This is a genomic window from Streptomyces olivaceoviridis, assembly GCF_014650115.1.
Lineage (GTDB): Bacteria > Actinomycetota > Actinomycetes > Streptomycetales > Streptomycetaceae > Streptomyces > Streptomyces olivaceoviridis.
On the sequence record NZ_BMUI01000016.1, the window covers coordinates 197,070 to 222,592 of the forward strand.

Here is a 25,523-nt window from a genome sequence, read left to right on the forward strand (position 1 = left end):
ATGCCCGAAAACGAACCCTGGGACTACACCCTCTGCATCCCCAACGACCCCAGAGCCGTCACCGTCTGCCGCCGCACCCTGCGCGCGATCCTGACCCTGCACGGGGGCCGGCGGCACTGCGGGTACGGCGCTTTCCGCAGGGCCTGGTGTGGATCGGGGCGTGGGACACGGACCCCGCACCACCGGAGCCGCCGGTGCCATTGGGGCAGGTACTGGAGTCGGAGGAGGGGAGGGGGCTTGGGCTGGTGACGGCCTGCGCCCAGGACTGGGGTCGGCAGCCGTCGGCGCGGTTCGGGGACCGGGGGAAGTGCGTGTGGTGTGAGCTGGGGGTGGCGTGATGGTGGCCCGGTTCGAAATCCATCCGGGCGAAGCCTCAGTCACGCCTCCATGATTCATGGCCCGCTGGAAGACACGATGAAGAAGCAAAAGCGCAGGAAAATTCACGGAATGAGTGCGATATGCCCTTCATCCGCCGCGGGCTGACCATGACCACGTCGCTTCTGGCCCTCACCAGCTTCATCGGTATGGGAACCGCCGCCCACGCCGCACAGATGGACGACGGGGATGGCTACAGGCCGTGTGTCATCACCAATCAGGGAAACCACAACGAGAACAGCTACCAGTCGTGTGGACAGATCCTCACCGGAACCGGCCACGTCACCGGTGACAACCACACGATCGGATCCGGGGCCCCGGGACGACCCAACTCGCTGCCGCAGGTCGGCGTGACACCGACCAACCTTCTCTCGGCACCGCAGGACAACGCCGACGTCGTGGCCTTTCTGCCCGGCGGTAGCGATGTCTCCGCCGCCTGCACCGTCAAGAGCCCGGCCGGCGACGGCATCTTCTATCTCGTCGTCACCACCGTCAACAACTACCCCACGGCCGGCTGGGTACCGGCCGAGTCGGTGCAAACCACCGCGGACTTCCCGGAATGTCTGCCGGACTGAGACGACGCCAGGTGCCCCACAGGAAAGCGCCCGGACCGGGAGGGTCCGGGCGCCGGGGACGGCTGGTGGGTCAGGTCACGGCAGTGCGTGGACGTGCGCTCCCGCCGAGTTGGACCACGCGTCGCCCGCCGTCGCGTCCCGGTCCGTCCACGCGGCGGACGTCACGGAGTTGTTCATCGGGCAGTGAGCACGTGACCCTTGGCTCGCTGGCCTCCGGGCCGTTGTCGTGCTTCCGCGACCCGCGGTCAAGGGCGCGTTCCGTGCCGTCTTCGGCGATGGGCCTCCGGCCCACCTTTGACCCGGCCCGTTCCAGCCCGGGGTAGAAGCGAGCGAGCGGCCCGGAGCGGCGGTGGCCCTGCCGGTACCGGGTCCTCGGGCAGGAGCCGCTGACGCGGAGGCGCGCTCGCGCCTCGCCGGCACGCCGGGCGTGGCTTGGCGGCCAACGGTCGGTGGCGGCGGGGATCGGCGGCGACGGGTGTGATTGGCGGATTTGGTCCAGGGGGCGCAGGGAGAGGTGGAGGCCGGGACCGTCCAGACACCTCGCCGCGTGGCTCAGGTCCGCCAATCATCTCGGTCTCGTCGGCCACGAGGCGGCTCGCCATGCTCGCTCGAACTCTTCAGGGCTGATCGAAGAAGCTGAGAAGTGTGGCTGATTGGCCACATCATCGATTGATCCGACGGGAACTTCGCTCAGACCGATTTCCGCGGACTCGTGAGGATCGGGGCTGAGGTACCGCGCCGTTTCCGGGTCGTAGTGGCGGAAGTAGTTGTAGTGGAGGCCGGTTTCGGGGTCGTAGTACTGGCCCGGGAAGCGTAAGGGGGTGTAGATAGTGCTGTTCGCAGCCCATGCCGTTGTCCCCCACAGGGTGCTGCGCGTGTGCCAGGCGATGTCGCCCTGTTCGTCGACGAGTTCGGTCGGGGGGTCGATCAGGTCGGTGACGATGGTGAAGAAGCGGGAGTTGGTTCCCTGCTGGGAGGCGTCGGCCGGGGTGATGCGTTCCGTCTGGGCCAGGGGGCGTAGACCCTGGTGGTCCCAGGTGAGGGTGACCGGGTGGGGGAGGTCGGCGGACGTCGTCGTCTGTTCGCAGAGGGTTGTGCCGTCCCAGGTGAAGTCCACCCGCTCCATGACCGTTTCGCCGTCCTCGGCGAGGCGGAGTTTGGCGGTGCGGCGGCCCAGGGGTCGTAGGTGTAGCGCCAGCGGGTGCCGTCCGGGGTGACCACGGACGTCAGGCGGTCCTCGGCGTCCCATGCGTAGCGCCAGGTGTCCGGCTTGCGGGACAGGCGGGTCTTCTGCCGGAGCGTGATGCGGCCGAGTGCGTCGTGTTCGTAGCGGACGTTGCCTGCCCGGGTGATGCGGGTGCCCGCGTACGCGCGCGGACCCCTTGCCTCCGCGCCCGGGTGGTCCGAGGGCCAGGACGCCTCGGTCTGGTTGCCTGCCTCGTCGTAGGCGTACCGCTCCGTCCAGCCGGCCGCGTGGACCGCCGTCACCCGGCCGGCCGCGTCGAGGTCGAAGCGGCGGGTGCCGGACAGGTGGTCGTCGATGCCGATCAGGTTGCCGTCGGCGCGGTAGGTGTACGTCCGGTGCTGGAGCCGGTGGCCCCGCGCGCCGGTCACCGACTGGGACGTCAGGCGGCCCATGAGGTCGAAGGAGTGCTCCAGAGCGACCGTGCCGTCGATGTGGCGGGCCAGTTCGCGGCCCGCCTCGTCGTACGTGAAGTCGATCGGCCGGCCCGACGCCACCATGCCCGTGCGGCGGCCCGCCGCGTCGTACGACCATGTGGATACGGCACCTGTCGACGTCGTGCGGCCCGTGCGGCGGCCCAAGGCGTCGTAGGTGTACGTCACCGTGCGGCTGTTGACGGTCTCCGAGTGCAGCCGGCCGTGGCGGTCTCGCAACAGGGTCAGTGTTGTGCCGTCCGGGCCCGTTGCCTGGGCCAGTTGGTCGGTCATGTCGTAGGCATACGTCGTGGTTTGACCCGCCACCTCCTTGCGTAATACTTGACCGAGTTCGTTCCGCTCGAAGGTCACCTCCTGGCCGAGGGCGTTGCGCCGCGTGACCAGGCGGCCCACCGGGTCGTACTCGTACGTCAGCGTGCGGTCGTCGAAGTCCGTCTCCGCCACCAGGCGGCCGGCCGCGTCATACTCGTACGTCCAAGTGAGGCCCTGCGGGTTCATGACCTTCGTCAGGCGCAGTTCCGTGTCGTGCGCGAATTCGTAGCGGACGCCGTCCGGGCCCGTGCGGGCCGTCAGCAAGTCGAAATGCGTGTACTCGAAGCGGCTGACCCCGCCCAACGGGTCTGTGTGGCTCGTGCAGTTGCCCTCGCCGTCGTACGTCCACGTCTCCCGTCGTGCCGTCCGGGGCCGTGCGGCAGGTCAGTTTGCCTTCAAGTGACCATTCCAAATGGGTCGTCGCGCCGGTGGGGTCCGTGAACGTGGTCGGGAGGCCCAGGGCGTTCCGTTCGTAACGCGTGGTCGCGCCCAGTGGGTCCGTCATCTCCGTCGGGAGGCCCGTGCGGTCGCAGACGACCGTCGACGTGTTGCCCAGCGGGTCCGTCACCGACGTCAGGTGACCGGCTTCGGTGCAGGTGAACCGGGTCGTCCCGCCCGCCGGTTCCGTCGCCGACGTGCGGTTGCCCCGGTCGTCGTACGTCTGGCGGATCACCGTGCCGTCCGGGTTCACGATCTTCACCGGCAGGCCGAGGTCGTTGTACTCCGCCCGCGCCTCGCGGCCGTCCGGGCGGACAACCCGCGTGAGGTTGCCGGCGGCGTCGTACTCGAACGTCGTCGTGTGGCCCAGTGGGTCCGTCGTGGACAGCAGGCGGTTGTAGCGGTCGCGGCTGTGGTGGGTCGTCGCGCCCAGTGGGTCGGTCTCCGCCACCACCTGCCAGGCGTCGTTCACCAAGAGCGGCGTGTGTGGCCCTCAGCCGTCGTTGCCGTCGTCGTCCTCAGGCCCGTTGTCGCGTCCGAGTCGCCGTACGTCAGGCGCAGCGCCATGTGACCCGCCGAGCCGCCTTCCGCGACGCAGCGGTCCTGGTCGTCGTACTCGTACGTGTAACTGCGGTCGTTCGTGTCCGTCCAGGAGGTGACGCGGCCGGCCTCGTCGTACGTGAAGCGGAGCGGCAGGCCGGAGGAGTTGACGACCTCCGTGAGGTTGCCGTCCGTGTAGCCGAAGCGCCTCAGTTCCTCGCCGGTCGCGGTCAGGTGATACGCCGTGACGCGGCCGGATTCCGTCGTGATGCGGACGCCCTGGCCGCCGCTCGTGTGGACGCCCAGCGGGGTGCCCTCGGCGTCGTACTCGAAGGTGCTCCAGTTGCCGTTGCGGTCGTCGATCTGTTCGAGGATCGCGAGGTCGGGGCCTTGGTCGGCGAAGTGCCAGGTGCGGTGGGTTCGGGGGTCGGTGATGGTGTAGCCGTCGTCCACGCGGTCCAGGGGGAGGCGGGGGCCGTGGGTGGGCAGGGTGGGCAGGCCGGGGGCGGGGTGGGGGTAGGACAGCAGGAGGCCGTCCTCCGTGATGTGGACGACTCCCTCCGCGTCGATCTCCAGGCGCTGGTCGAGGGTGGAGGACCAGGAGGGGCCGAACCAGCGGCCCAGGTGGTAGCCCGACTCGACGCGCCGGGTCAGTTGCAGGGGGAGTGTGCCGGGGAGGGTGACGTCCGTCTGGGGCAGGTACATCTTGCCGGTGGTGAGGTCGACAGGGTCGGTGCCCTTGCTCTCCACCGCTTCTCCGGTACGGGAAGGCTGGTGCGGGTCCTCGTTGACCCGGTCCCGGGCCGTTTTGCCGGCCGCGCCTTCCGCTCCGGCGCGGGCTTCCCGTGCGGCTGCTGTTTCCCTCGTTCACCGCGACCTCGCAGGCGTCCACCGCCACCTCGTCCGGCACGATCCCGCGCACCGGAGGAAAGACCATGCCGTCCTCCCCGTCCGCGCAGTCCAGCGCCACCCCGCACGGCACCCCGGCCGCCGGAACCGCCGCGTCCAGCAGACGCGCCCCCAGCCACCGCTGATACGGCCACTCCCGGTCACCCTCACCCCGCGCGAAGGCGAAACGCGCCAACGCCCCCTCGTTCGAGAAGGCGTAGAACCAGCGCACACCACCGAAGTCCGCCACGAGGGGCGCGTCGTCCTGGTCCACGGGTACGAGCACCGCGGTACGGCGGAACTCGCCCAGCAGCACGGCGAACCGGTGGCGTCCCCGCTCGGGGTCGTCTGTGGTCCCGGGTGGGTCGATTACGGATTACGGTCATGTCCGCGAAGTCATACAGGCGTGACCTGCGTGTACGCCCCCCCGTGTTCCGTCATGGGCGGGATCATCACACCGGCCTGACGGCAGTCGCAAAGCGATGCCCGGCCGACCGGTCAAGTCCGGCCGTCCCGCCGCACAGCACAGCGCCCGGACCGAAAGGCCCGGGCGCCGGGTGTGTCCGAAGGTCACGTCACGGGAGTGCGTGGACGTGGGGTCCGACCGTGTTCGACCATGCGTTGCCCGAGGTCGCGTCCCAGTTCGTGGACCAGGTCATGGCGCCCCGGAGCGCGGGGTACGTCTTGGACGGCTTGAAGGTGCCGCAGTTCGTGGCCGCCGTCAGGCAGTCCAGGGCGTTGTCGACCACCGTCGGGGAGACGTAGCCGCTGCCCGCCGCGCGGGTGGAGGCGGGGACGCCGAGGCCGACCTGGGACGGGGAGAGGCCGCCCTCCAGCTGGATGCAGGCGAGGGCCGTCAGGAAGTCGACCGTGCCCTGGCTGTAGACCTTGCCGTCGCAGCCCAGCATGGAACCGCTGTTGTAGTACTGCGTGTTGACGACCGTCAGGATGTCCTTGATGTTCAGGGCCGTCTGGAAGTACGTGTTCGACGTGGACTGCATGTCGATCGTCTGGGGGGCCATCGTGATGATCAGCGAGGAGCCCGCCTTCGATGACAGGGAGCGCAGCGCCTGCGTCATGTACGTCGCGTTCAGGCCGTTCTCCAGGTCGATGTCGACGCCGTCGAAGCCGTACGTCTGCATCAGGGAGTAGACCGAGTTGGCGAAGTTGGCGGCCGAGGACGCGTCGTTGACCGACACCGAGCCCTTCTCGCCGCCGACCGAGATGACGACCTTCTTGCCGGCCGCCTGCTTGGCCTTGATGTCGGCCTTGAACTGGTCGACGGTGTAGCCGTTCAGGCCGGCGGAGTCCAGGGTGAAGGAGACGGCTCCCGGGGTCGACGTGGCGTCGGCGAAGGCCACGGCGATGATGTCGTAGGACGACGGGACGTCCGAGAGTTCCTGGACCGTGGCGCCGTTGTTGAAGTTCTGCCAGTAGCCGGTCACCGCGTGCTTGGGCAGGGAGCCGCCGCCTCCGCCGCCCGGGCCGGAGGTCGTCGTGCCCGTCACCGTCGCCGACTTGGCCGACTCGCCGGCCGCGTTGGTCGCCGTGACCTGGAAGGAGTACGACGTGGACGCGGTGAGGCCGGTCACCGTCGCGGACGTGCCGGTCACGGCGGTGACCTTCGTGCCGTTCCGGTACACGTTGTAGCCCGTCGCGCCCGACACCGCCGACCAGGACAGGGAGACCGCGGAGGACGTCGTACCGGTCACCGAGAGGCCGGCCGGGGCCGCCGGGACGGTCGGGGCCGGGTCGCCGCCTCCGCCGCCGTCGGGGCCGTAGACCGAGAGGTCGTCGGCGTAGTAGGCCGCCTGGCCGTACCAGCCGTGGGTGTAGACCGTGACCGAGGTCGTGGACGAGCCCGTCGTGAACGTCGTCGACAGCTGCTTCCAGGACGCCGAGTCGGGGGTCCAGGTCGAGACGTCCGTCGTACCGGTGCCCGTCACGCCCAGGTAGGAGTAGCCGCCCTGGACCCACGCGCTCAGCGTGTACGTCGAGTTCGGCTTGACCGCGACCGCCTGGGTGCACTGGGCGTTGTCCTGGCCGGCCGGGGTCGCCTTCAGGGCCGAGGTGCCCCCGTGCACCGGGGACGTGACCGTCGTGCCGCTGCCGGCCGTACACGTCCAGTTGGCCAGGCCCGACTCGAAGCCCGCGTTCTTCACGTTGTTGACGTCCGCGGCGGACGCGGGGCCGGCCGTGGCGAGGCCCGCGACCGAGAGGGCCAGGGCGGTGGCGGCGGACCATGCCGCGAGCCGCCGTCCGCGGGGTCTGGGTATGCCTGGTGCGCGGTCCACTGGAGCCTCCGTGGGGAGTGGGCGGTGAGGGGAGGAGAGGGGCGGTGGCCACCGCTTGCGCCCTTAAGTTGGTCCAGACCAATCCGGGTGTCAAGAGGTCCAGACCAAAACCGTCTCCGACCGGTGGCTCAACCTGTCCAGGTTTGGCGGGACTTGCTCCGGGAGAGTTCACACCGGCTTCACCAACGCTGTTCTCCGGCCATACGCCCGTGGATACAGTGCTCAGGTAGTCACGCAATGAAGTCGTCCTGGCGCATGGGAGTTACACCGGTGGGCCGGAGGGTGTGAAGAGCGGGGAGCTGCGCGTGCCAACTGCCATTGCCGTGACCAGTGCCGACATGGCGCTGCCGGCGCAGGACGAGCGGACCATGCCCGCCGTCGTGCTGGCCGGCCTCGACCACAAGCCGCTGGACCAGGCCCTCACCGAACTCCAGTCCCTCACCGAGCAGTACGGCTATGTGGTCGTCGTCTGCTCACAGGCCACCCCGGAGCCGGTCGTACGGCGGCTCCACACCCTGCGCTCGCTGCTGGAGAGCGACCGCATCGCCCTGTTCCGGCCGGAGCTCCCGCCGCTCGGCATCGCCGTCCTGGCCCGGCAGCTGCGTCAGCTCGCCTCCTGCGACCTGAGTCCGGGCGTCCTCGCCTCCGCCGGCCGGCTGCTCACCCACTACATCCACGCCGGCGCCGTCCTCGGCTCCGTCGCCAAGCTGGACCGGGTCCCCGTCGGCCTCAAGGCGCACGCCAGGTCCTGGATGCCGGGCAGCCAGTTCGCCGTCCTCGCCCACCCCGAGCCCCAGCTCGTCAAGGTGGCCCCCGACGCCACGCTCAAGGGGCCCGAGTTCAGCACCTGGATGCTGGTCGCCAAGGGGCAGTTGCAGAGCGACTGGGCCGCCGGGCTCGGCACCCGGTGGGGTGTGCACGGGCTGCGCGAGGTCCCGCTGCCCGCCGAGTCCCCGGTGTGGTGGGGAACCGGCCGCGTGGTCGAGTTCTGCGGCTACCTCGCCGACCTGTCCGTGCTCTACCAACTGGTCACCTCCGTACGGCAGACCAGCTGTCACTGGTGCGGCCTGGACGTCATCGGCGACCGCTGCGTCTTCTGCTCCGCCACCCCGCCCGCGTACGAGACACCCCGCGCCCTGGAACAGCGAACGCCCGCCTGACCTGCGCGAACCTGACCCGTCCCGCTCGACCGATTCCCCCAATGAGGTTGCACGGTTCATGAACTCCCGTCAGCGCCGCGGCGTGATACTCCTGATCCTGTCGGTCCTGTGCGCGCTGGGCGCGTTCGCCGGCGTGCTCTCCGTCATCCACGACGCGAACTCCAAGGTCGGGCCCGAGGTCGCCGCCTACCGGGTCAGGTCCGAGGTGAAGCCGTACACCGCCCTGGACACGGACCAGTTCGAGAAGATCGAGATGCCGAAGCGGTGGCTGTCCGGCAACGCCGTCACCGACCTCCGGCAGATCCGCGGCAAGATCGCCGTGACCACCCTGCACGCCGGCTCCCTGCTCCAGACCGACATGATCGTGGACCGGCCCGCCCTCCAGCCCGGCCAGCAGGAGGTCGCCATCATGATCGACGCGGCGACCGGCGTGGCGGGCAAGATCACCCCGGGGTCGCGGGTCAACGTCTATGCCACCTTCGAGGGAAAGAAGGAGGGCGACCCCGACCAGTCGAAGATCATCGTGACCAACGCCCGCGTCATCGACGTCGGCCGGATCACCGCCCTCGAACCCGACCGCGACAAGGACCGGCAGCCCACCGAGGCCGTTCCCATCACCTTCGCGCTGTCCACCATCGACGCCCAGCGCGTCACCTACGCCGAGTCCTTCGCCCAGCGCGTCCGGCTCGCGCTCGTGGCCCCCGGCAGCGAGACCAGCGTCCCCGACAAGGACCGCACCTACGAACTCGCGACGGACAAGTGAGAGGCGGCCATGCCCACCAGGATCCTCCCGGCCGGCGCGGACCCGGACGCCGTCCGCTCCCTCACCACCCTGCTCAGCCAGCTCCCCGACGCCGAGCCGCAACCCCCGGTGACCGACTCCACCCAACTGGTCGACACCCTCGCCCGGCTCGCCGCCGAGTCGGTCGACGAACTGCCCGAGGTCGTGGTCGTCCACGAACGGATCGGCCCGGTCCCGGCCCTGGAACTGATCCGCGAGGTCGCCCTGCGCTTCCCGGCCGTCGGCGTCATCCTCGTCACCACCGACGCGAGCCCCGGCCTGTTCGCCGCCGCCATGGACTCCGGCGCCCGCGGCCTGGTCGCGCTCCCGCTGTCGTACGAGGAGCTCGCCAACCGCGTGCAGGCCGTCGCCCAGTGGTCGACGGGGGTACGGCGGCACCTCGGGCACGGCGCCGAGGTGCTCGCCGGGGCCGGCGGCACCGTCGTCACGGTCAGCGGCGCCAAGGGAGGCGTGGGCGCGACACTGACCGCCATCCAGCTCGCCCTCGCCGCCCAGGCCTCCGGCCGCGCCACCGCCCTGGTCGACCTCGACCTCCAGACCGGCGACATCGCCTCCTACCTGGACATCCAGTTCCGCCGGTCGGTGGCCGACCTGGCCGCCATCACCGACATCTCGCCCCGCGTCCTCGCCGACGCCGTCTTCCGCCACGACACCGGGCTCGCCCTGCTCCTCGCGCCCGGCGAGGGCGAACGCGGCGAGGAGGTCACCGACCGCGCCACCCGCCAGCTCGTCAGCGCCCTGCGCTCCCGCTACGAGGTCGTCGTCGTCGACTGCGGCGCCCAGCTCGGCGGGGCCGGCGCGGCGGCCGTCGAGATGGCCGACACCGCGCTGCTCGTCACCACCCCGGACGTCATCGCCGTACGCGCCGCCAAACGGACCGTACGGATGTGGGACCGGCTCCAGATCCGCAAGGCCGAGGAGACGACCGTGGTCGTCAACCGGCACACGCGCAGTACGGAGATCCAGCCCGCGCTGGTGCAGCGCATCACCGGGACGGCGCTGGCGCGTACGGCCGTGCCCGCCAACTTCAAGGAGCTGCAAGGGGTGGTGGACGCCGGGCGGGTCCACGAACTCGACGCCAAGAGCACGGTCAAACAGGCGCTGTGGGGGCTCGCGGGCGAGCTCGGGCTGGTGAAGGCCGCGGAGGGAGCCTCCCACCGCGGGAGCGGACGCGGTTCCGTGAGCCTGCGGCGGCGGAAGGAGTGAACCCCTGATGAGAAGGCCGGACGGGGACCGGGGACAGGTGAGCGTCGAGTTCCTGGGCATGACCCCGCTGATCGTCCTGACGCTGGTGCTCATGTGGCAGGCCGTGCTCGTGGGATACACCTTCACGCTCGCAGGGAATGCTGCCGACGAGGCGGTGCGGGCGGGAACGGCCGCGCCACGGGGAGGCGCGCGCCAGGCCGCGTGCGCGGAGGCGGGGATGAAGCACCTGTCGGGAGCGTGGAAGGGGGACGCGTCGGTGCAGTGCAGCGCGTCCGGCTATGTCACGGCCGATGTCTCCCTCAAGGTCCCCGTCCTCTTCCCGGGCGTGATCTCCTTCCCCGCCACCGTGCACGGCCACGCCGGCGCCGTAGAGGAGGTGAAGGACTGAGATGTCGTACCGCCCGGGACGCGACCGGGGCCAGGTCGCCATCGAGTACCTGGGGTTCATCCCGGTGCTGCTGATCGTCGGGCTGGCCGGAATCCAGCTCGGCGCCGTCGCCTACGCCGCCGAGCAGGCCGGTACGGCGGCCAGAGCAGGGGCGCGGGCGGCCTCGCTGGACCAGTCGTACGCCCAGGCCTGCGCCGACGCGGTGAGCGGCGGCCTGAAGGTGTCCTGCTCGTCCGCCCCGGGGGGTGACTCGGTCACCGTCACCGCGACCGTCCACATCCCCACCGTCGTCTGGGACCTCGGCTCCGCCACCAAGTCCGCCACCATGCCGCTCGACCACTGACCGAGGAGAGGCGACCCCATGAGTCTGCGGGCACGCATCAGCACCCCGGAGGAGCACGGCAGCCGGGGCGAGGACGGGCATCTCGTCGCCTCCTACCGGGCCAAGCTGCTGGAGGAGATCGACCTCGCGGAGATGAGTGCGCTGGCCGCCGCCGAACGCCGGGCGCGGCTGGAGCGGGTGCTCGGGCACATCATCAGCCGCGAGGGCCCGGTGCTGTCGACGGTCGAGCGCTCCCAGCTGATCCGCCGGGTCGTGGACGAGGCGCTGGGCCTCGGCATCCTGGAGCCGCTGCTGGAGGACGCGTCGATCACGGAGATCATGGTCAACGGCCCGGACGCCATCTTCGTGGAGCGCGGCGGCCGGGTCGAACAGCTCCCCCTCCGGTTCGTCTCCGCCGACCAGCTCATGCAGACCATCGAGCGGATCGTGTCGACGGTCAACCGCCGCGTGGACGAGTCGAACCCGATGGTGGACGCCCGCCTGCCCTCCGGCGAGCGGGTCAACGTCATCATCCCGCCGCTGTCCCTGACCGGCCCCATCCTCACCATCCGCCGCTTCCCGCGCTCCTTCACCCTCCAGGAGCTGATCGGCTTCGGCTCGCTGGACGAGCACATGGTGTACCTGCTGGCGGGCCTGGTGCAGGCGAAGTTCAACATCATCGTTTCCGGCGCGACCGGCACCGGGAAGACCACGCTGCTCAACGCCCTGTCCGGGCTGATCCCGGCGCACGAGCGCATCATCACCATCGAGGACTCCGCCGAACTCCAGCTCCAGCAGACCCATGTGGTCCGCCTGGAGTCCCGCCCGCCGAACGTGGAGGGCAAGGGCCAGGTCACCATCCGGGACCTGGTCCGCAACTCCCTGCGGATGCGCCCCGACCGGATCGTGGTCGGCGAGGTCCGCGGCGGCGAGTCCCTCGACATGCTCCAGGCGATGTCCACGGGCCACGACGGCTCGCTGGCGACCGTGCACGCCAACAGCGCCGAGGACGCGCTGACCCGGTTGCAGACCCTGGCCTCCATGTCCGACGTCGAGGTGCCCTTCGTCGCCCTGCACGACCAGATCAACAGCGCGGTCGACGTCATCGTCCAGCTCACCCGGTTCGCCGACGGCGCCCGCCGGATCACCGAGATCGCGCTGCTCGACAGCCACGGCGGGGAGCCGTACCGGCTGGCGACCGTGGCCCGCTTCGACGCGCGGCCCATGACCCCGGACGGCCGCGTGTACGGCGACTTCCGGTACTTCCCGCTGCCCCGCCGTACCGCCGACCGCCTCTACATGGCGAGCCAGCCCGTCCCGCAGACCTTCGGCGTCGCCCGTTCCGCCGACCAGCTCGCCACCCGAGAAGCCAGGTAGGACTCAAGGACCATGGAACTGCACACCCTCGTCCAGCTCACCACCGGCGTGACGCTGCTGACCTGCGTCCTGGCGGTGGCCGGCGTGCACGCCTACGCCTCCGGCCGGGCCCGGCGCGCCGCCCTCGTGGACCGCCTCGCGCACACCGGCGCGCCGCCCGCGACCGGCCGCACACGCCGCTTCCGCGACCTGGACCGGCGGCTGCGCCGCACCCGCCTCGGCCGCTGGCTGGAGCGGCGCCTGGCGGCCACCGGCCTGGACGTCACGCCGGGGGAGTTCTTCGCCGCCATGCTCGCGACGGTGGCCGCGCTCTGGCTGATCGGCCAGGCCACCCTGGCCCCGTTCTTCGGCCCGCTCGCGGGCCTGCTGGGCGTCTGGGCGGCGGTCCAGTTCCTCAACTGGCAGCGGCAGAAGCGCATCGAACGCTTCATCAACCAACTCCCGGAACTGGCCCGCATCCTGGCCAACGCGACCCAGGCCGGCCTCGCCCTGCGCACCGCGATCGGCATGGCGGCGGAGGAGCTGGAGGCCCCGGCCGGCGAGGAACTGGCCAAGGTCGCCGACCAGCTGGCCGTCGGCCACTCCCTGGACGACGCCCTCGGCGAGCTGGCCGACCGCCTTCCCTCCCGCGAACTGGTCGTGCTCGTGACGACGCTGGTCCTGTCGAACCGGGCGGGCGGCCAGGTGGTCTCCGCGCTCCGCAACCTGACCGAGACCCTGGAGGAGCGCAAGGAGACCCGGCGTGAGATCCGCACCCAGCTCTCCCAGGTGACCATGACGTCGTACGCCGTGCCCGTCCTCGGGGTCGGCGCGTTGTTCCTGATGAACGGCGTCAAGGACGGCGCACTGGACCGCATGACCGGCTCACCGGTCGGCCAGGCGTGCGTGATCATCGCGTTCGCCATGTACGCCGTCGGCTTCGTCCTCATCCGCCGTATGAGCCGGATCGACGTCTGAGGGAGGTGACCCGATGGCATACCTGCTCGCCCTGCTGATGGGCCTCGGCGTCTGGGGCGTCTTCGCCGGCATCCGCATGTACCGCGCGGACGCCCGGCTCCCCGGCGACCTCGCCGTCGCCCTGGAGGTCGGCGCCACCCGCACCGGCGCGGTCGGCTCGGTCGTCGACCGCATGGGCATGCGCTACGCCCCCGCCGTGCTGCGCCTGATGGGCCCGCGCCTGGTGGCCAGGTACCGCCGGAAGATCGACCTCGCGGGCAACCCCGGCGGCCTGACCATCGACCGCTACGCCGCCCGCCGCGCGGTCTACGGCGCCCTCGGCGGCGTCGGCTTCCTGGTGTTCCTCCTGCGCGGCCAGTGGTTCGTGGCCGTCCTGCTGCTCCTGTTCGGCGCGTTCTGGACGGAGGTCGGCCTCTGGTCGGCGATCCGGGTCCGCAAGGACGTCATCGAACGCACCCTGCCGGACTTCCTCGACGTCCTCGCCGTCGTGGTCAGCGCGGGGCTCGGCTTCCGGCAGGCCCTGGACCGGGTCGCCTCCCGCTACGAGGGCCCGTGGGCCGACGAACTGCGCATCACCCTGCGCCAGATGGACCTCGGCATGAGCCGCCGCGAGGCCTTCGCGGAGCTGCGGCGACGCAACGACTCCGAGCAGGTGGCCATGTTCGTCACGGCGTTGCAGCAGGGCGAGGAACTGGGCGCGCCCATCGTGGACACGCTGGTCTCCCTGGCGAAGGACATGCGCCGCACCGACGCCCAGAACGCCCGCCGCAAGGCCGCGCGGGCGGTGCCGAAGGCCACGCTGATGATCACCACGTTCATGGTCCCGGCGACGATGCTCCTGCTGGGCGCGGGCCTGCTCCTCGGCTCCGGCGTGGACTTCGGCTCGCTCACGGGGGAGTGAGGACGGCCGTGACGGTGACGGGCTCGACGGCGCTGAGGGGGCGTACGGGCCGGGGCGTGCACGCGGGGCTGGCGCGGGCCGGGGCGTGGCTGCGGGGGGTCGGGTGGAAGCGGGATCCGGGGGCGGCCGGGTGGGAGCGGGATCCGGGGGCGGCGGGGTCGGAGCGGGATCCGGGGGCGGCCGGTGCCGAGGCGGAGGTCCCACCGCACCCGACGGCCGCGGCGACGGTGTCGGCGGCGCCCCCGACCGAGCCCTCCGAGAAGCTCCAGATCCGTGCCCTCCAGGCCATGTGCCGCCAGGTCTTCGGCTTCCGCCTGGCGATGATCGTCCTGTCGGCCCCCGCCGCCCTGCTCAACGCGGCCCCCGGCCTGGGCGCCCGCCTGGTCGGCGCGGCCGTGGTCGTCACCTTCATGGTGTCCTACGTCCTCTTCCGCGACTGGGAACGCTTCGGCCCCCTCCTGCTGCGCCACCCCAGCCTCCTGGCCGCCGACACCCTCTTCGGCTCCTTCCTCCTCATCTCGGCCGGCCCGGACACCACCCTCGCCTACGTCAGCGTCTGCACCCCGCTCCTGGCCGGCCTGGTCTACGGCTGGCGCGGCGCCGCCTGCTTCGCCTCGCTCCAGTCCCTGATCCTGCTGCTGGTCCACGCCACGCTGAAGGCCGACCGCCACGCGCCCGTCGCCGAGGCCCTCCTCCTCCCCGGCCTCTGCGTCATCGCCGGTGCCATGGGCTCGACCCTGCGCAACCTGATGCTCCGCTTCGGCGCCGCGACCCAGGCCCTGACGACGGTCCAGGCCCGTCTCGCGGCGGCGGAGGCGGTGAGCGCGGAACGCGCCCGGCTGGCCCGCGAGATGCACGACTCCGTGGCCAAGACCCTGTACGGCGTCGCCCTGGCGGCGGACGGCCTGGCGGCCACGGCGTCGGCCGCGGCCCCCGACCCGGCCCGCATCAGGGAACAGGCGGAACTGGTGTCCCGCTCGGCGCGCAGGGCGGCGGCGGAGTCCCGGGAACTGCTGACGGACCTGCGCCGGGACCAGCCGGACGCGCCGGACCGCATCCCGCTCTGGCGGGAACTGGCACACCGGGCGACGGACTTCACGAGACGCACGGGCCTGGAGGCCACGTGCGGCTGGGAAGGGCGGGAGGAGGACGGCGGGGCGCGCGAGGGCGACGGCGGGGCGAGGGACTGGGACGGCGGGGCGAGGGACGGGACCGGCCTCCCCGCGCTCCCGGCCCCCCTGGCCCGCCACGTCCTCTCCATCGTCACGGAGGCACTGGAGAACGCCCACCGGCACGCCTCCGCGACCCGCGTGGACATACGGGCGGCGGTCGACGGCCACCTGCTCCGCGTCACGGTCCACGACGACGGCAGGGGCCTCCCGCCGGGCACCACACTCGAAGAGCTGCGTGGTTCGGGCCACTTCGGCCTGCTCGGCATGGTCGAGCGGGCAGCGCAGGCCGGCGCCCGGATCCGCATCGGAAGGGGCCGTCACGAGCGAGGCACGGAGGTCCGCCTGGAGGTCCCGTTGCCGACATCGCCACCCGGGCCCCGACATGCCTGAGAGGAGGCACATGCGCCCCGGACGACCATCAGAGCCATTTCCGCCGCAGGCGCCGGCGTCCCCGCCGCTGCGGTTGCTGGTCGCCGACGACAACCCCGTCGTCCGCGCCGGTCTGACGGCCCTGCTCTCGGGTCACCCGGACACCACGGTGGTGGCGGAGGCGAGGGACGGTCGGGAGGCGTACGAGGCGGCGGTCCGGCACCGGCCGGACGTCATCCTCCTCGACGTCCGCATGCCCGGAGTCGACGGAATCTCGGCGTTGCCCCACCTGGTGGGGCTGGCCCCCGTCATGATGCTCACCTACAGCCATGAGACGGAGACCGTGCGGGAGGCGCTGCGGCTGGGGGCGGGGGGATACCTGGTGCACGGCGAGTTCACGACGGAGCAGTTGGTGAGGGCGGTACGGGACGTACGGGAGGGGCGCCCGCATGTGACGCCGGGGGCGGCGAGGGCGTTGCTGTCGGAGCTGCGGGGGGATGCAGCTGCACACAACTCCGCACAACTTCCCGTCGCGGAGCCATCTTTATCCCCCCCAACGCTTTCGCAACTGCAACCATCTGTGGGACAGTCGTTCCGGTCACGGTTCCGGCTGAGCAGCAGGGAGGCGGAGATCATGGACCTCATCGCGTCCGGCATGACCAACCAGCAGATCGCCGCGGCCTGCTTCATCAGCGAGAAGACGGTCAAGAACCACATCAACCGCATCTTCGCCAAGCTCCACAGCACGACGAGGTCCCAGGCGACGGCGAAGTGGCTGGGGGTGGCCTGACATGCCACGACGGGAATGGGCCTGGGGTTGGGCCCTGGGGCCCTCTGGCAGGGGCTGCTCCGAGCTTTACGTTTCCGGAAGCCGAAGCGAAGCCGGAGGGGAGCGTCATGAGCGACTGGATGCTGAAGTTGATGGTGGCGATGCAGCGCCGCACCGACGACAAGGGACAGACCGCCGTCGAGTACCTCGGGATCATTGCGGTGGTTGTGGCGATCGTGCTGGCGGTTACGGGTACCAGCATCGGATCGGCGATCCTCGACAAGATCATGGCGCAGATCAACAAAATCGTGTGAGGCGCCTCCGTCATTACGGCGATGCCGGGCAGGCCTTCCCCATCTACATCACGGTGGTGGCGGGCCTGCTCTTTCTTGCGTTCGCCTACCTTGCGGTGGGCCAGGCCGCAGTGAACCGCGGCGGTGCACAGACAGCCGCCGACGCGGCAGTGCTGGCTGCTGCCCAGAACGGGCGTGACCAACTCGCGGCCGCATGGGTCGCGGATCTACTCCACCCCGACAAGTGGAGTGATGTCTTCGACGGCGAGTTGCCGGTCGACAACCCCTGTGCTCGTGCGGAGCAACTCGCGGCGCAGAACGATGCCACGCTGAATGACTGCAACTGGCAGCTTCTGCGGTACACGGTCGATGTCGAAACGAACAAGTCAGTCGGAGATTCCGTTGTCCCCGGCACGGAGGACATCCACTCCAAGGCCGCCGCCACGGCCGTGATCGAGCCACGCTGCACGTTCGACCCTACCGAGGAGGCAGCCGGGGGCGATGAGCTGCCCCCACTCGACTGTGACGGCAAGACCTGGAATCCGGACCCGGACGATGAAGCCACTCTGCCCGCGCCGGAGGATCTGTTCGACGTCCACCTGGCCGATGGAAAAGCCCACGATGATTGATGAGGAAGCGGAGCGATGAGCATGCGGTTCACTGCGAAGGCCCGCAGGGGGATGGTCGCGCTGACCGTTGCTGCTGGGCTGGCCGTTACCGTTGCCGGTTGTGGCGGCGGAGGGAATGACGACAAGAAACCGGAGACCTCTGCGTCGGCCTCCAAGACCGACGGCTCACAGCCGAGTGCCCAAGAGGGGCAGTCAGAGGCACCTTTGGCAGAGCTCAAGGGACAGGACGGTCTTCTCCTCCAGGTGACCTCCGCACAGCGGGATTCCGGTGGATTCGTCACTGTGAATGGCAACCTGAAGAATGACGGGGCGCAGTCGGTGGTCATTCCGTCCGCCCTTCGCGGGGACGAGACTGAGATCGTTCAACATGGGACATCTCTCGGTGGTGCCACCCTCGTGGACGCCAACGGAAAGAAGCGCTACTACGTGCTGCGGGACACGGACGGGCGCCCCCTCACCACGACCGGTCTTTCAACGATTCAGCCAGGTCAGACCATCCCGGTGTTCATGCAATTCCCCTCCCCGCCCCCCAACACCACCGAGGTGACCCTTCAACTGCCCACCTTCGCCAGTGCTTCCGTCAAGATCTCCGGGTGAGGCCCAAGTGATCACCGCGTCCCGGATCGCCCTCACGGCCGCTGTTCTGTTGTTCGTCGTGAATCTGCCCGCCACCTCCGCGATGGCCGACGACACCGGTCCCAGTGAACCCCCCGGTACCGAACCCTCCGCCGCCGCCCCGGTGAAGGTCGACCCCACGGATCCGGATCTGAAGCTTCCGGAAGGGGCCACGCTGGCCGAGGCCAAGGTGTTGGACATCAAGTCGGTCGTGGAGGACCAGAGCGGGGACGAACGGCGCGAGGACACCAACGCCGACGTGACCTTCGCCCTCCAGGCCGAGGTGCTGTTCGACAAGGACAGCGCCAAGCTCGGCGCGGAGGCGAAGGCCCGTATCGCCGGCATCGCCGAGGAGATCAGGAAGCAGAACGCGACCCAGGTCCGCGTCTTCGGCTTCACCGACAACCTCGGCTCCTCCGCCCACGGCGATACCCTCTCCAAACAGCGCGCCAACGCCGTACAGGCCGTACTGGACCAGGACCTGAACGCCCCGTCCATCACCTTCGACGTCCGCGGCTACGGCGAGCAGTACCCGATCGCCGACAACTCCACCGAGGCCGGCCGGAAGAAGAACCGCCGGGTGGAGGTGTCCTTCCCCCGTACCCAGCAGTGAGGCGGCACCCGGCTAGCACCCCGGGCCCACCCCCGTCTCCGCCTCCACCTCAACCCGCGCTCCCGGCCGCAGCCCCCACCCCGCCATCGCCCCCGCCTCCGCCTCCAGCACGTGCCGTGCCCGCGGGCGCGGCAGGCCCAGGCGGCCGGGGCGCATCGTGCGGACGGCGATGACGGTCAGGCGGCGGTCCAGGTAGGCGACGTCGATCGGGATCCGCATCCCGAACGTGTGCACCCCACTGGCCGGCGACAGCAGCAGCGCCCCGTCGACCGTGTCCCGGCCCAGGAGCCCCTTCGTCCGCGCCCGGTAGGAGGCCGCGATCTCCAGGGGGACGGTGACGGCGGCCTGCCGCCCGCCGGAGCCCGCCCGCACGATCAGCCGTCCCCGTCCGTCCCGCCAGCGCCGCCCCATGCCCCGACCTCCCACGCCCAGCCACCCGTGTCGTCAACTCGCCCGACCGCACAAACGCGTTGTCCTCAGCCGTCCTCCCCACTAGGAAGGGCTCCATGACAGGACTCGGTGTCGTATTCCGCCCCCAGCTTCCTCCCGAGCGGCTGCGGGCCATCGCCCGCCTCGCGGATGACGAGGGGCTCGAAGAACTGTGGCTGTGGGAGGACTGCTTCCTGGAGGGCGGGGTGTCCACGGCCGCCGCCGCGCTCGCCTGGACCGAGCGGGTGCGGGTCGGCATCGGACTGCTGCCCGTGCCGCTCAGGAACGTGGCCGTCACCGCCATGGAGGCCGCCTCGCTGGAGCGCATGTTCCCCGGCCGGGCCATCCTGACCGTGGGGCACGGGGTGCAGGACTGGATGGGCCAGGTCGGCGCGCGGGCCGCCTCCCCGCTGGGCCTCCTCGGTGAACACCTCGACGCCCTGCGCGCCCTGCTGCGCGGGGAACGGCTCAGCGTGCGCGGGCGGTACGTCCAGTTGGACGACGTCGCCCTCGACTGGCCCCCGGGGCGCCCGGTCGACGTCCTCGCGGGCGCCACCGGACCCCGTACGCTCCGGCTCTCCGGCGAGAAGGCCGACGGCACCCTGCTCACCGCCACCACCTCGGTGGACGGCGTACGGCGGGCCAGGAAGCTCGTCGAGGAGGGGCGGCGGGCGGCCGGACGTGACGGTTCGCACCGGATCGTGGTCTATCTGCTGGCCGCCACGGGCGCGGGCGCCGACGCCCGGCTGCGCGCCGAACTCGCCGCCGAGGGGGTGGAGGCGGGGGCGGACGTGGGGGTCGCCGGTGACGCGGGCGCGGTCGCCGAGGCGGTACGGCGGCTGGCCGGGGCCGGTGCGGACACCGTCGTCCTCCAGCCGACGGCGGACGAGCCCGACCCGGAGGGCTTCGTGCGCTTCGCCGCGCGGGAGGTCCGCCCGCTGGTGCCCTGAGCGGGCAGCGGGGGACAGGGAGTCGCCGCAGGTCAGAGGTGTTGTCAGTGGCGGGTGTCACACTCCCCGGCATGACCGACCGACACGAGCTGGACGAGACCGGTGACCGCGAGACCGCCGCGTCCGACCCGGATCTCCCCGTGGGTCTGCGGGTCGTCACGGACCAGGACCTGGAGGCCCTCTTCGCCTACGAGCACGACCCCGAAGCCGTCCGGCGGTCGAGGTTCACCCCCCGGCCGCGGGACGCCTTCTTCCGGCACTGGCGGGAGCGGGTGCTCGGTGACCCCGACTGCCTGGTGCGGACGGTCACCGTCGGCGGGGAGGCCGCCGGGAGCGTGGTGTCCTGGACGCAGGACGGGCGGCGGTTCGTCGGCTACTGGCTCGGGCGGCCGTACTGGGGTCGCGGGGTCGGCACGCGCGCGCTCGCCCGGTTCCTGGAGCTGGAGCCGGTGCGTCCGCTGTACGCGGACCCCTTCGCCGGCAACACCGCCTCCGTGCGGCTCCTGGAGAGGCACGGCTTCGAGCGGACCGGCACGGTCCGCCACGGGACGGACGAGCACGTCATGCTGGTCCTCGCGGCGCCGTCCGGGCAGAGCTGAGAGCGTTCCCGGCCCGGGGCGCGGAAAAACAGCGGGACCCGTCGGGGGTCCCGCTGGGATCATGGCCGTATGACTCCGCAGCGTTCCTTCGAGGACCTCGTGGCCGAGGGTGCCGCCGTACCGACCGAGGGCTGGGACTTCTCGTGGTTCGAGGGCCGGGCCACGGAGGAGCGGCCGTCGTGGGGATATGCCCGGTCGGCGGGGGAGCGGCTGGCCGGCGCCGAGGCCGTGCTGGACGTCCAGACCGGCGGCGGGGAGGTGCTGGACTTCGCGCTGAGCCGGGCCGAGCCCGCCCGGCCGGTGCTGGTCGCGGCCACCGAGGGGTGGCCGCCGAACGTGGCGAAGGCCACCGCCCTGCTGCGGCCCCGGGGCGTCGTGGTGGTCGCCGCCCCGGACGACGCACCGCTGCCGTTCGCGGACGGCGCGTTCGACCTGGTGCTCAGCCGGCACCCGGTGCGGCCGTACTGGGCGGAGATCGCCCGGGTGCTGCGGCCCGGCGGGACGTACTTCGCCCAGCACGTGGGGCCGAGCAGCGTCTTCGAGCTGGTCGAGTACTTCCTCGGGCCGCAACCGGAGGAGGCGCGCGCCGGCCGTGACCCCGAGCGGGAGCGGGCCGACGCCGAGGCGGCGGGCCTGGAGGTGACCGGGGTGCGGGCGGAGCGGCTGCGGATGGAGTTCCACGACATCGCCGCCGTCGTCCACTTCCTGCGCAAGGTGGTGTGGATGGTCCCGGACTTCACGGTCGAGGCGTACGAGCCGCGGCTGCGCGCGCTGCACGAACGGATCGAGCGGGAGGGGCCGTTCGTCGCGCACAGCGCCCGCCACCTTTTCGACGTACGCAAGCCGGGCCGTCGGCCGTAGTCCGACCGGAGTTCGCCCGGGGTTTCCACATCGTTATCGGGCGCGGTTCACATCGGTCGCCTCGATCACGTAAGTTCAGACCAAGGTTATTCGCGTGAGCAAAGCTGCGCGGGCGGTACCGCGCAGTGGAGGGGGCTGCGCGGTGCCGGGGAGCCGCGCGGTCCCGGCCCGGGGGTGTAGCGGAGGCGTCAAGTCCACCCTTCGCCGACGGCGTCGCCCGTCCGGGGGGACCCGGGGCAACTCGCCAATGAACCCCAAGATGGCCTAATCCTTACGAATCCATTCGTATCCGACCGGATTTCCCTGGAATTCCGCTGTGAACCGGCCATGAAGCCCCCATGAATCCCGCATTCCGCGACCACCGGGGCGTCGCCGGGTGATTCCGGTGAGTAGTTGTGGCCCGTCGATGCGCCCACCATCCCTTACGAAGGGTTATGGTGGAAACCCCCCCTCGGGCCGGTCCGTCTCCCCCCCCACGGACCGGCCCGTTTTTCTTCCCCGCTCCGGGAACCCGTTCACGGAACGCGCCACGGGAATCCGCTCGGGGAAACCCGCCGAGGGGGCCCGCTCCGGGAACCACACGGCCCCGGTCCGCCGTCCCCACGGACGGGGCGGGCCATGACCAACCCCCGAGCAGCGGTAGGCTCAACGGCTCCGGCACCCCATCCCCCGCGCCCAACCCCCGGAGGGTCACGTGAACCTGCGCGACAAGCTGCGCGGTCTGCTCGTCAGGCTCTACGCACGCCGGGTGGAAGGCCACCTGGACCACGCTCAGGTGCCCAAGCACATCGGCGTCATCATGGACGGCAACCGCCGCTGGGCGAAGGCGTCCGGCTCCAGCACCGTCCACGGGCACCGGGCCGGTGCCGAGAAGATCGAGGAGTTCCTCGGCTGGTGCACCGAGACCGACGTCGAGGTCGTCACCCTGTGGCTGCTGTCCACCGACAACTTCGACCGGCCGCAGGAGGAACTCGTCCCCCTGCTCGGCATCATCGAGGACGTCGTCCGCACCCTCGCCGCCGACGGCCGCTGGCGGGTGCACCACGTCGGCACGATGGACCTGCTGCCCGCGCAGATGCAGACGGCCCTGAAGGAGGCCGAGGAGGCCACCGCCCACATCGACGGGATACTCGTCAACGTGGCCATCGGTTACGGCGGCCGGCAGGAGATCGCCGACGCCGTGCGCTCCATGCTGCTCGACGCGCAGGACAAGGGCGTGTCCATGGAGGACCTCGCCGAGTCCGTGGACATCGACATGATCGGCCGTCACCTGTACACCGGCGCCCAGCCCGACCCGGACCTGGTGATCCGCACCAGCGGGGAACAGCGGCTGTCCGGATTCATGCTCTGGCAGACCGCTCATTCGGAGTACTACTTCTGCGAGGTCTTCTGGCCGGCCTTCCGGAAGGTCGACTTCCTGCGCGCCCTGCGCGACTACGCCGCACGTCACCGCCGCTACGGCGGCTGACCCGCCGGCCCCGCCCCGTCGCCGCTCGGTGACGGGGCGTTGTCGTTTACCCCGATTGGCGGGGACGTAACGAGGAGTTCACCAGCGCGCTGGTGGCCGCATTTGCATGGCCGCGCGTCATCGAGGGCATAAACCAAGCAGGTCGACGCCCGAACCACGGGCGTCGGATCTCAGCGGGCGGCACGGGGTCGCCCGCCCGGGAGGCCCTTTGCACCAGCCCGACCGTGCGGTCGCCGCACGGAAGCAGCCGCGGAGGGCCGGTTCACGGCCCGCCGTGCGCGGGGGCCGGACACCGGTCCAGCATCACTTCGTCGCTCCCCGACCTCATCCGAGGGGGTACGTCCTTCCGTGGTGACCAGCACAAAGCGCCACAAGCCCGACCGGCGCACGTATGTTCTCGACACCAGCGTCCTGCTGGCCGACCCGAACGCCCTGACCCGCTTCGACGAGCACGAGGTCGTGCTCCCCATCGTGGTGGTCACGGAGCTGGAGGCCAAGCGGCACCATCCGGAGCTCGGCTACTTCGCCCGCCAGGCGCTGCGCCTGCTGGACGACTACCGGGTGAAGCACGGTCGCCTCGACGCCCCCATCCCGATCGGGGAACTGGGCGGGACGGTCCGGGTCGAGCTCAACCACTCGGACCCCAGCGTGCTGCCCACCGGCTACCGCCTGGGGGACAACGACTCGCGCATCCTCGCGGTGGCCCGGAACCTCCAGGCCGAGGGGTTCGACGTCACCGTCGTGTCGAAGGACCTGCCGCTCAGGATCAAGGCGTCCTCGGTCGGCCTGCTCGCCGAGGAGTACCGGGCCGAACTGGCCATCACGGAGAACTCCGGCTGGACCGGGATGACCGAACTCACCCTGCCGGGCGAGCAGGTGGACGTCCTCTTCGAGGAAGGGCACGTGTACGTCCCGGAGGCGGCCGACCTCCCCGTGCACACCGGCCTGACCATCCAGTCCGAGCGCGGCAAGGCGCTCGGCCGGGTCACCCCCGAGGGCAACGTCCGGCTGGTGCGCGGCGACCGGGAGGCGTTCGGCATCAAGGGCCGCAGCGCCGAGCAGCGCATCGCCCTCGACCTGCTGCTCGACCCGGACGTCGGCATCGTCTCGATGGGCGGCCGGGCCGGCACCGGCAAGTCGGCGCTGGCGCTGTGCGCGGGCCTGGAGGCGGTCCTGGAGCGCCGCCAGCACCAGAAGGTGATGGTCTTCCGGCCGCTGTACGCGGTCGGCGGGCAGGAGCTGGGCTATCTGCCGGGCACCGAGGCGGAGAAGATGAGCCCGTGGGCCCAGGCCGTCTTCGACACCCTGTCGGCGGTCACCAGCCGGGAGGTCATCGAGGAGGTCACCGCGCGCGGGATGCTGGAGGTGCTCCCGCTCACCCACATCCGCGGGCGCTCGCTGCACGACGCGTTCGTGATCGTGGACGAGGCGCAGTCCCTGGAGAAGAACGTCCTGCTGACTGTTCTGTCCCGGATCGGCGCGAATTCGCGTGTCGTTCTCACGCATGACGTGGCACAGCGGGACAATCTGCGCGTAGGCCGCTACGACGGCGTGGTCGCCGTGGTGGAGAAGCTGAAGGGGCACCCGCTCTTCGCGCACGTCACGCTGACGCGTTCCGAGAGGTCCCAGATTGCGGCACTTGTGACCGAAATGCTGGAGGACGGGCACATCTGACGCATCTGGCGCACGCATGACGGCTGTTGGCGCCGTCCGGTAAAGGCCACGAGCCTAGCCGGGCGGCGCCTTCGTGCGTGGAGTTTTCCTGAAATCCCCAGGGCCAAACAGGATGTGAGCTTTCACACGCAACGCAGAATTGCCACGCGGCGTCCGGTTACGGCAGAGTCTCGTTCCTGTCAGGCCCCGCATACGACACAGCTGTACCCCCAGCGGTACGACGCCACCTGAGCACCACCAACTCCATAGAGTTCGTCGTATGCCGCCCGAGCACCACGCGGCGCTCCCTCCGGGGGAGTTGCCCACCGGGCCCGCGCCTCCGTGACCCCGCAGTTGGGAGGCCAGTGTCAGGGGCACGATCGCGTCCGCAAGGGTCACCGAAGCGGGCGATGCTGGAAGGAAACCGTGTGAGCCGGATTTCGGTCCGGGGATTCGCAGTGGCCTCCGCCACCGCGGTCACCGCTGTCGGAAGCGTCGTCGGCGTTGCCTCGGGCAGCACCGCGCAGACCAACGACGCCGAGGCGACGGCAGCCGACACCACGCTCCTCGCCGACATACCCGCGGGTCAGCAGGCGCAGGTGCAGACCGCGTCCCTGACGCAGCAGGCCGACGCACAGGCCATCGCCGCGGACGTGAGCGCCAAGAAGGACGCCGAGGAAGCGGCCCGCAAGGCCGCCGCCGAGACCGCGATCGCCAAGAAGGAGCTCGCCGAGAAGGCGGCCAAGGAGGCGAAGGAGCGCGCCGAGGCGAAGGCCGCGGCGAGCCGTGGGACCGACGTCCGCGACTCCTCCAGCTTCCCGGTCCAGAGCAATTACACCGTGGCGCAGATCCAGGCGATGGCGCGCCAGATGGTGGGCGGCGGCCAGTTCC

23 protein-coding genes and 3 pseudogenes are annotated in these 25,523 nt (G+C 70.9%); 22 read left to right on the forward strand and 4 right to left on the reverse strand.

Going from position 1 to position 25,523, the window contains the following annotated elements:
• Both IE273_RS43870 and IE273_RS27585 read left to right on the forward strand, forming a co-directional pair.
• Nucleotides 1–338 (forward strand): annotated as a pseudogene (locus tag IE273_RS43870) (ATP-binding protein).
• Between the two features lie 120 nt (nucleotides 339–458).
• On the forward strand, nucleotides 459–950 hold the full coding sequence (locus tag IE273_RS27585; RefSeq protein WP_189817865.1) for a hypothetical protein: 492 nt from the start codon (nucleotides 459–461) through the stop codon (nucleotides 948–950).
• 643 nt (nucleotides 951–1,593) lie between these two features.
• On the opposite strand, the pseudogene IE273_RS27590 reads toward IE273_RS27585, so the two are convergent.
• The 3 genes and pseudogenes from IE273_RS27590 to IE273_RS27600 all read right to left on the reverse strand — a co-directional run.
• Nucleotides 1,594–4,778 (reverse strand): annotated as a pseudogene (locus IE273_RS27590) (DUF6531 domain-containing protein); the annotation flags it as partial.
• A 22-nt stretch (nucleotides 4,779–4,800) separates the two neighbouring features.
• Nucleotides 4,801–5,258 (reverse strand): annotated as a pseudogene (locus tag IE273_RS45260) (hypothetical protein); the annotation flags it as partial.
• 122 nt (nucleotides 5,259–5,380) lie between these two features.
• Entirely contained in the window at nucleotides 5,381–7,099 is a 1,719-nt protein-coding gene (locus tag IE273_RS27600; protein ID WP_229887613.1) for a chitinase, read from the reverse strand.
• Between the two features lie 323 nt (nucleotides 7,100–7,422).
• Here IE273_RS27600 and IE273_RS27605 point away from each other — a divergent pair, with 323 nt between their 5' ends.
• The 14 genes from IE273_RS27605 to IE273_RS27670 all read left to right on the forward strand — a co-directional run bounded on the left by IE273_RS27605 (nucleotide 7,423) and on the right by IE273_RS27670 (nucleotide 18,672).
• Nucleotides 7,423–8,259, forward strand: a complete 837-nt coding sequence (locus tag IE273_RS27605) for a hypothetical protein (RefSeq protein ID WP_189817900.1) — start codon at nucleotides 7,423–7,425, stop codon at nucleotides 8,257–8,259.
• Between the two features lie 58 nt (nucleotides 8,260–8,317).
• Nucleotides 8,318–9,022, forward strand: coding sequence for a Flp pilus assembly protein CpaB (gene cpaB, locus IE273_RS27610; protein WP_189817867.1), 705 nt, complete (start codon nucleotides 8,318–8,320; stop codon nucleotides 9,020–9,022).
• A gap of 9 nt (nucleotides 9,023–9,031) precedes the next feature.
• On the forward strand, nucleotides 9,032–10,267 hold the full coding sequence (locus IE273_RS27615) for a CpaE/TadZ family protein (RefSeq protein ID WP_189817868.1): 1,236 nt from the start codon (nucleotides 9,032–9,034) through the stop codon (nucleotides 10,265–10,267).
• 7 nt (nucleotides 10,268–10,274) lie between these two features.
• Nucleotides 10,275–10,655, forward strand: a complete 381-nt coding sequence (locus IE273_RS27620; protein ID WP_014674670.1) for a TadE family protein — start codon at nucleotides 10,275–10,277, stop codon at nucleotides 10,653–10,655.
• Nucleotide 10,656: 1 nt separating this feature from the next.
• Nucleotides 10,657–10,998, forward strand: coding sequence for a TadE/TadG family type IV pilus assembly protein (locus tag IE273_RS27625; protein ID WP_189817869.1), 342 nt, complete (start codon nucleotides 10,657–10,659; stop codon nucleotides 10,996–10,998).
• A gap of 18 nt (nucleotides 10,999–11,016) precedes the next feature.
• Nucleotides 11,017–12,354: a TadA family conjugal transfer-associated ATPase gene (locus IE273_RS27630; RefSeq protein WP_189817870.1), complete on the forward strand. Its 1,338-nt coding sequence runs from the start codon at nucleotides 11,017–11,019 to the stop codon at nucleotides 12,352–12,354.
• A 12-nt stretch (nucleotides 12,355–12,366) separates the two neighbouring features.
• Nucleotides 12,367–13,311, forward strand: coding sequence for a type II secretion system F family protein (locus IE273_RS27635; protein ID WP_189817871.1), 945 nt, complete (start codon nucleotides 12,367–12,369; stop codon nucleotides 13,309–13,311).
• Between the two features lie 13 nt (nucleotides 13,312–13,324).
• On the forward strand, nucleotides 13,325–14,212 hold the full coding sequence (locus IE273_RS27640; protein WP_014674674.1) for a DUF5936 domain-containing protein: 888 nt from the start codon (nucleotides 13,325–13,327) through the stop codon (nucleotides 14,210–14,212).
• 8 nt (nucleotides 14,213–14,220) lie between these two features.
• Complete coding sequence (locus tag IE273_RS27645; RefSeq protein WP_189817872.1) at nucleotides 14,221–15,774, forward strand: sensor histidine kinase; 1,554 nt, start codon at nucleotides 14,221–14,223, stop codon at nucleotides 15,772–15,774.
• A gap of 10 nt (nucleotides 15,775–15,784) precedes the next feature.
• Nucleotides 15,785–16,543 carry a response regulator gene (locus IE273_RS27650; protein WP_189817873.1) on the forward strand — a complete coding sequence of 253 codons (759 nt, stop codon included), beginning with the start codon at nucleotides 15,785–15,787 and terminating at the stop codon, nucleotides 16,541–16,543.
• 107 nt (nucleotides 16,544–16,650) lie between these two features.
• A complete protein-coding gene (locus IE273_RS27655) occupies nucleotides 16,651–16,836 on the forward strand; it encodes a hypothetical protein (RefSeq protein ID WP_189817874.1) in 186 nt (61 codons plus the stop codon).
• A complete protein-coding gene (locus tag IE273_RS27660) occupies nucleotides 16,833–17,444 on the forward strand; it encodes a pilus assembly protein TadG-related protein (RefSeq protein ID WP_189817875.1) in 612 nt (203 codons plus the stop codon). Before IE273_RS27655 ends, IE273_RS27660 begins: the two co-directional genes overlap by 4 nt.
• 15 nt (nucleotides 17,445–17,459) lie before the next feature.
• Complete coding sequence (locus tag IE273_RS27665) at nucleotides 17,460–18,041, forward strand: hypothetical protein (RefSeq protein ID WP_189817876.1); 582 nt, start codon at nucleotides 17,460–17,462, stop codon at nucleotides 18,039–18,041.
• 7 nt (nucleotides 18,042–18,048) lie between these two features.
• Nucleotides 18,049–18,672 (forward strand): OmpA family protein, encoded by a 624-nt coding sequence (locus IE273_RS27670; protein WP_189817877.1) that lies wholly within the window; start codon nucleotides 18,049–18,051, stop codon nucleotides 18,670–18,672.
• Nucleotides 18,673–18,684: 12 nt separating this feature from the next.
• Here the strand turns inward: IE273_RS27670 and IE273_RS27675 are convergent, their stop codons facing one another.
• Nucleotides 18,685–19,083, reverse strand: coding sequence for a DUF192 domain-containing protein (locus IE273_RS27675; protein WP_189817878.1), 399 nt, complete (start codon nucleotides 19,081–19,083; stop codon nucleotides 18,685–18,687).
• 59 nt (nucleotides 19,084–19,142) lie between these two features.
• On the opposite strand from IE273_RS27675, the gene IE273_RS27680 reads away from it, so the two are divergent.
• From IE273_RS27680 to IE273_RS27705, 6 genes are all read left to right on the forward strand, one after another.
• On the forward strand, nucleotides 19,143–20,051 hold the full coding sequence (locus IE273_RS27680) for an LLM class flavin-dependent oxidoreductase (RefSeq protein WP_268257521.1): 909 nt from the start codon (nucleotides 19,143–19,145) through the stop codon (nucleotides 20,049–20,051).
• Between the two features lie 71 nt (nucleotides 20,052–20,122).
• Nucleotides 20,123–20,650 carry a GNAT family N-acetyltransferase gene (locus IE273_RS27685; protein WP_229887615.1) on the forward strand — a complete coding sequence of 176 codons (528 nt, stop codon included), beginning with the start codon at nucleotides 20,123–20,125 and terminating at the stop codon, nucleotides 20,648–20,650.
• Nucleotides 20,651–20,719: 69 nt separating this feature from the next.
• On the forward strand, nucleotides 20,720–21,511 hold the full coding sequence (locus IE273_RS27690) for a class I SAM-dependent methyltransferase (protein WP_189817880.1): 792 nt from the start codon (nucleotides 20,720–20,722) through the stop codon (nucleotides 21,509–21,511).
• A gap of 694 nt (nucleotides 21,512–22,205) precedes the next feature.
• On the forward strand, nucleotides 22,206–22,979 hold the full coding sequence (locus IE273_RS27695) for an isoprenyl transferase (RefSeq protein WP_014674685.1): 774 nt from the start codon (nucleotides 22,206–22,208) through the stop codon (nucleotides 22,977–22,979).
• Between the two features lie 348 nt (nucleotides 22,980–23,327).
• Nucleotides 23,328–24,653: an RNA 5'-3' helicase PhoH2 gene (gene phoH2, locus IE273_RS27700; RefSeq protein WP_189817881.1), complete on the forward strand. Its 1,326-nt coding sequence runs from the start codon at nucleotides 23,328–23,330 to the stop codon at nucleotides 24,651–24,653.
• Nucleotides 24,654–25,060: 407 nt separating this feature from the next.
• Nucleotides 25,061–25,523 (forward strand): lytic transglycosylase domain-containing protein (locus IE273_RS27705; protein WP_506005268.1); only part of this gene is annotated, 463 nt, incomplete at its 3' end.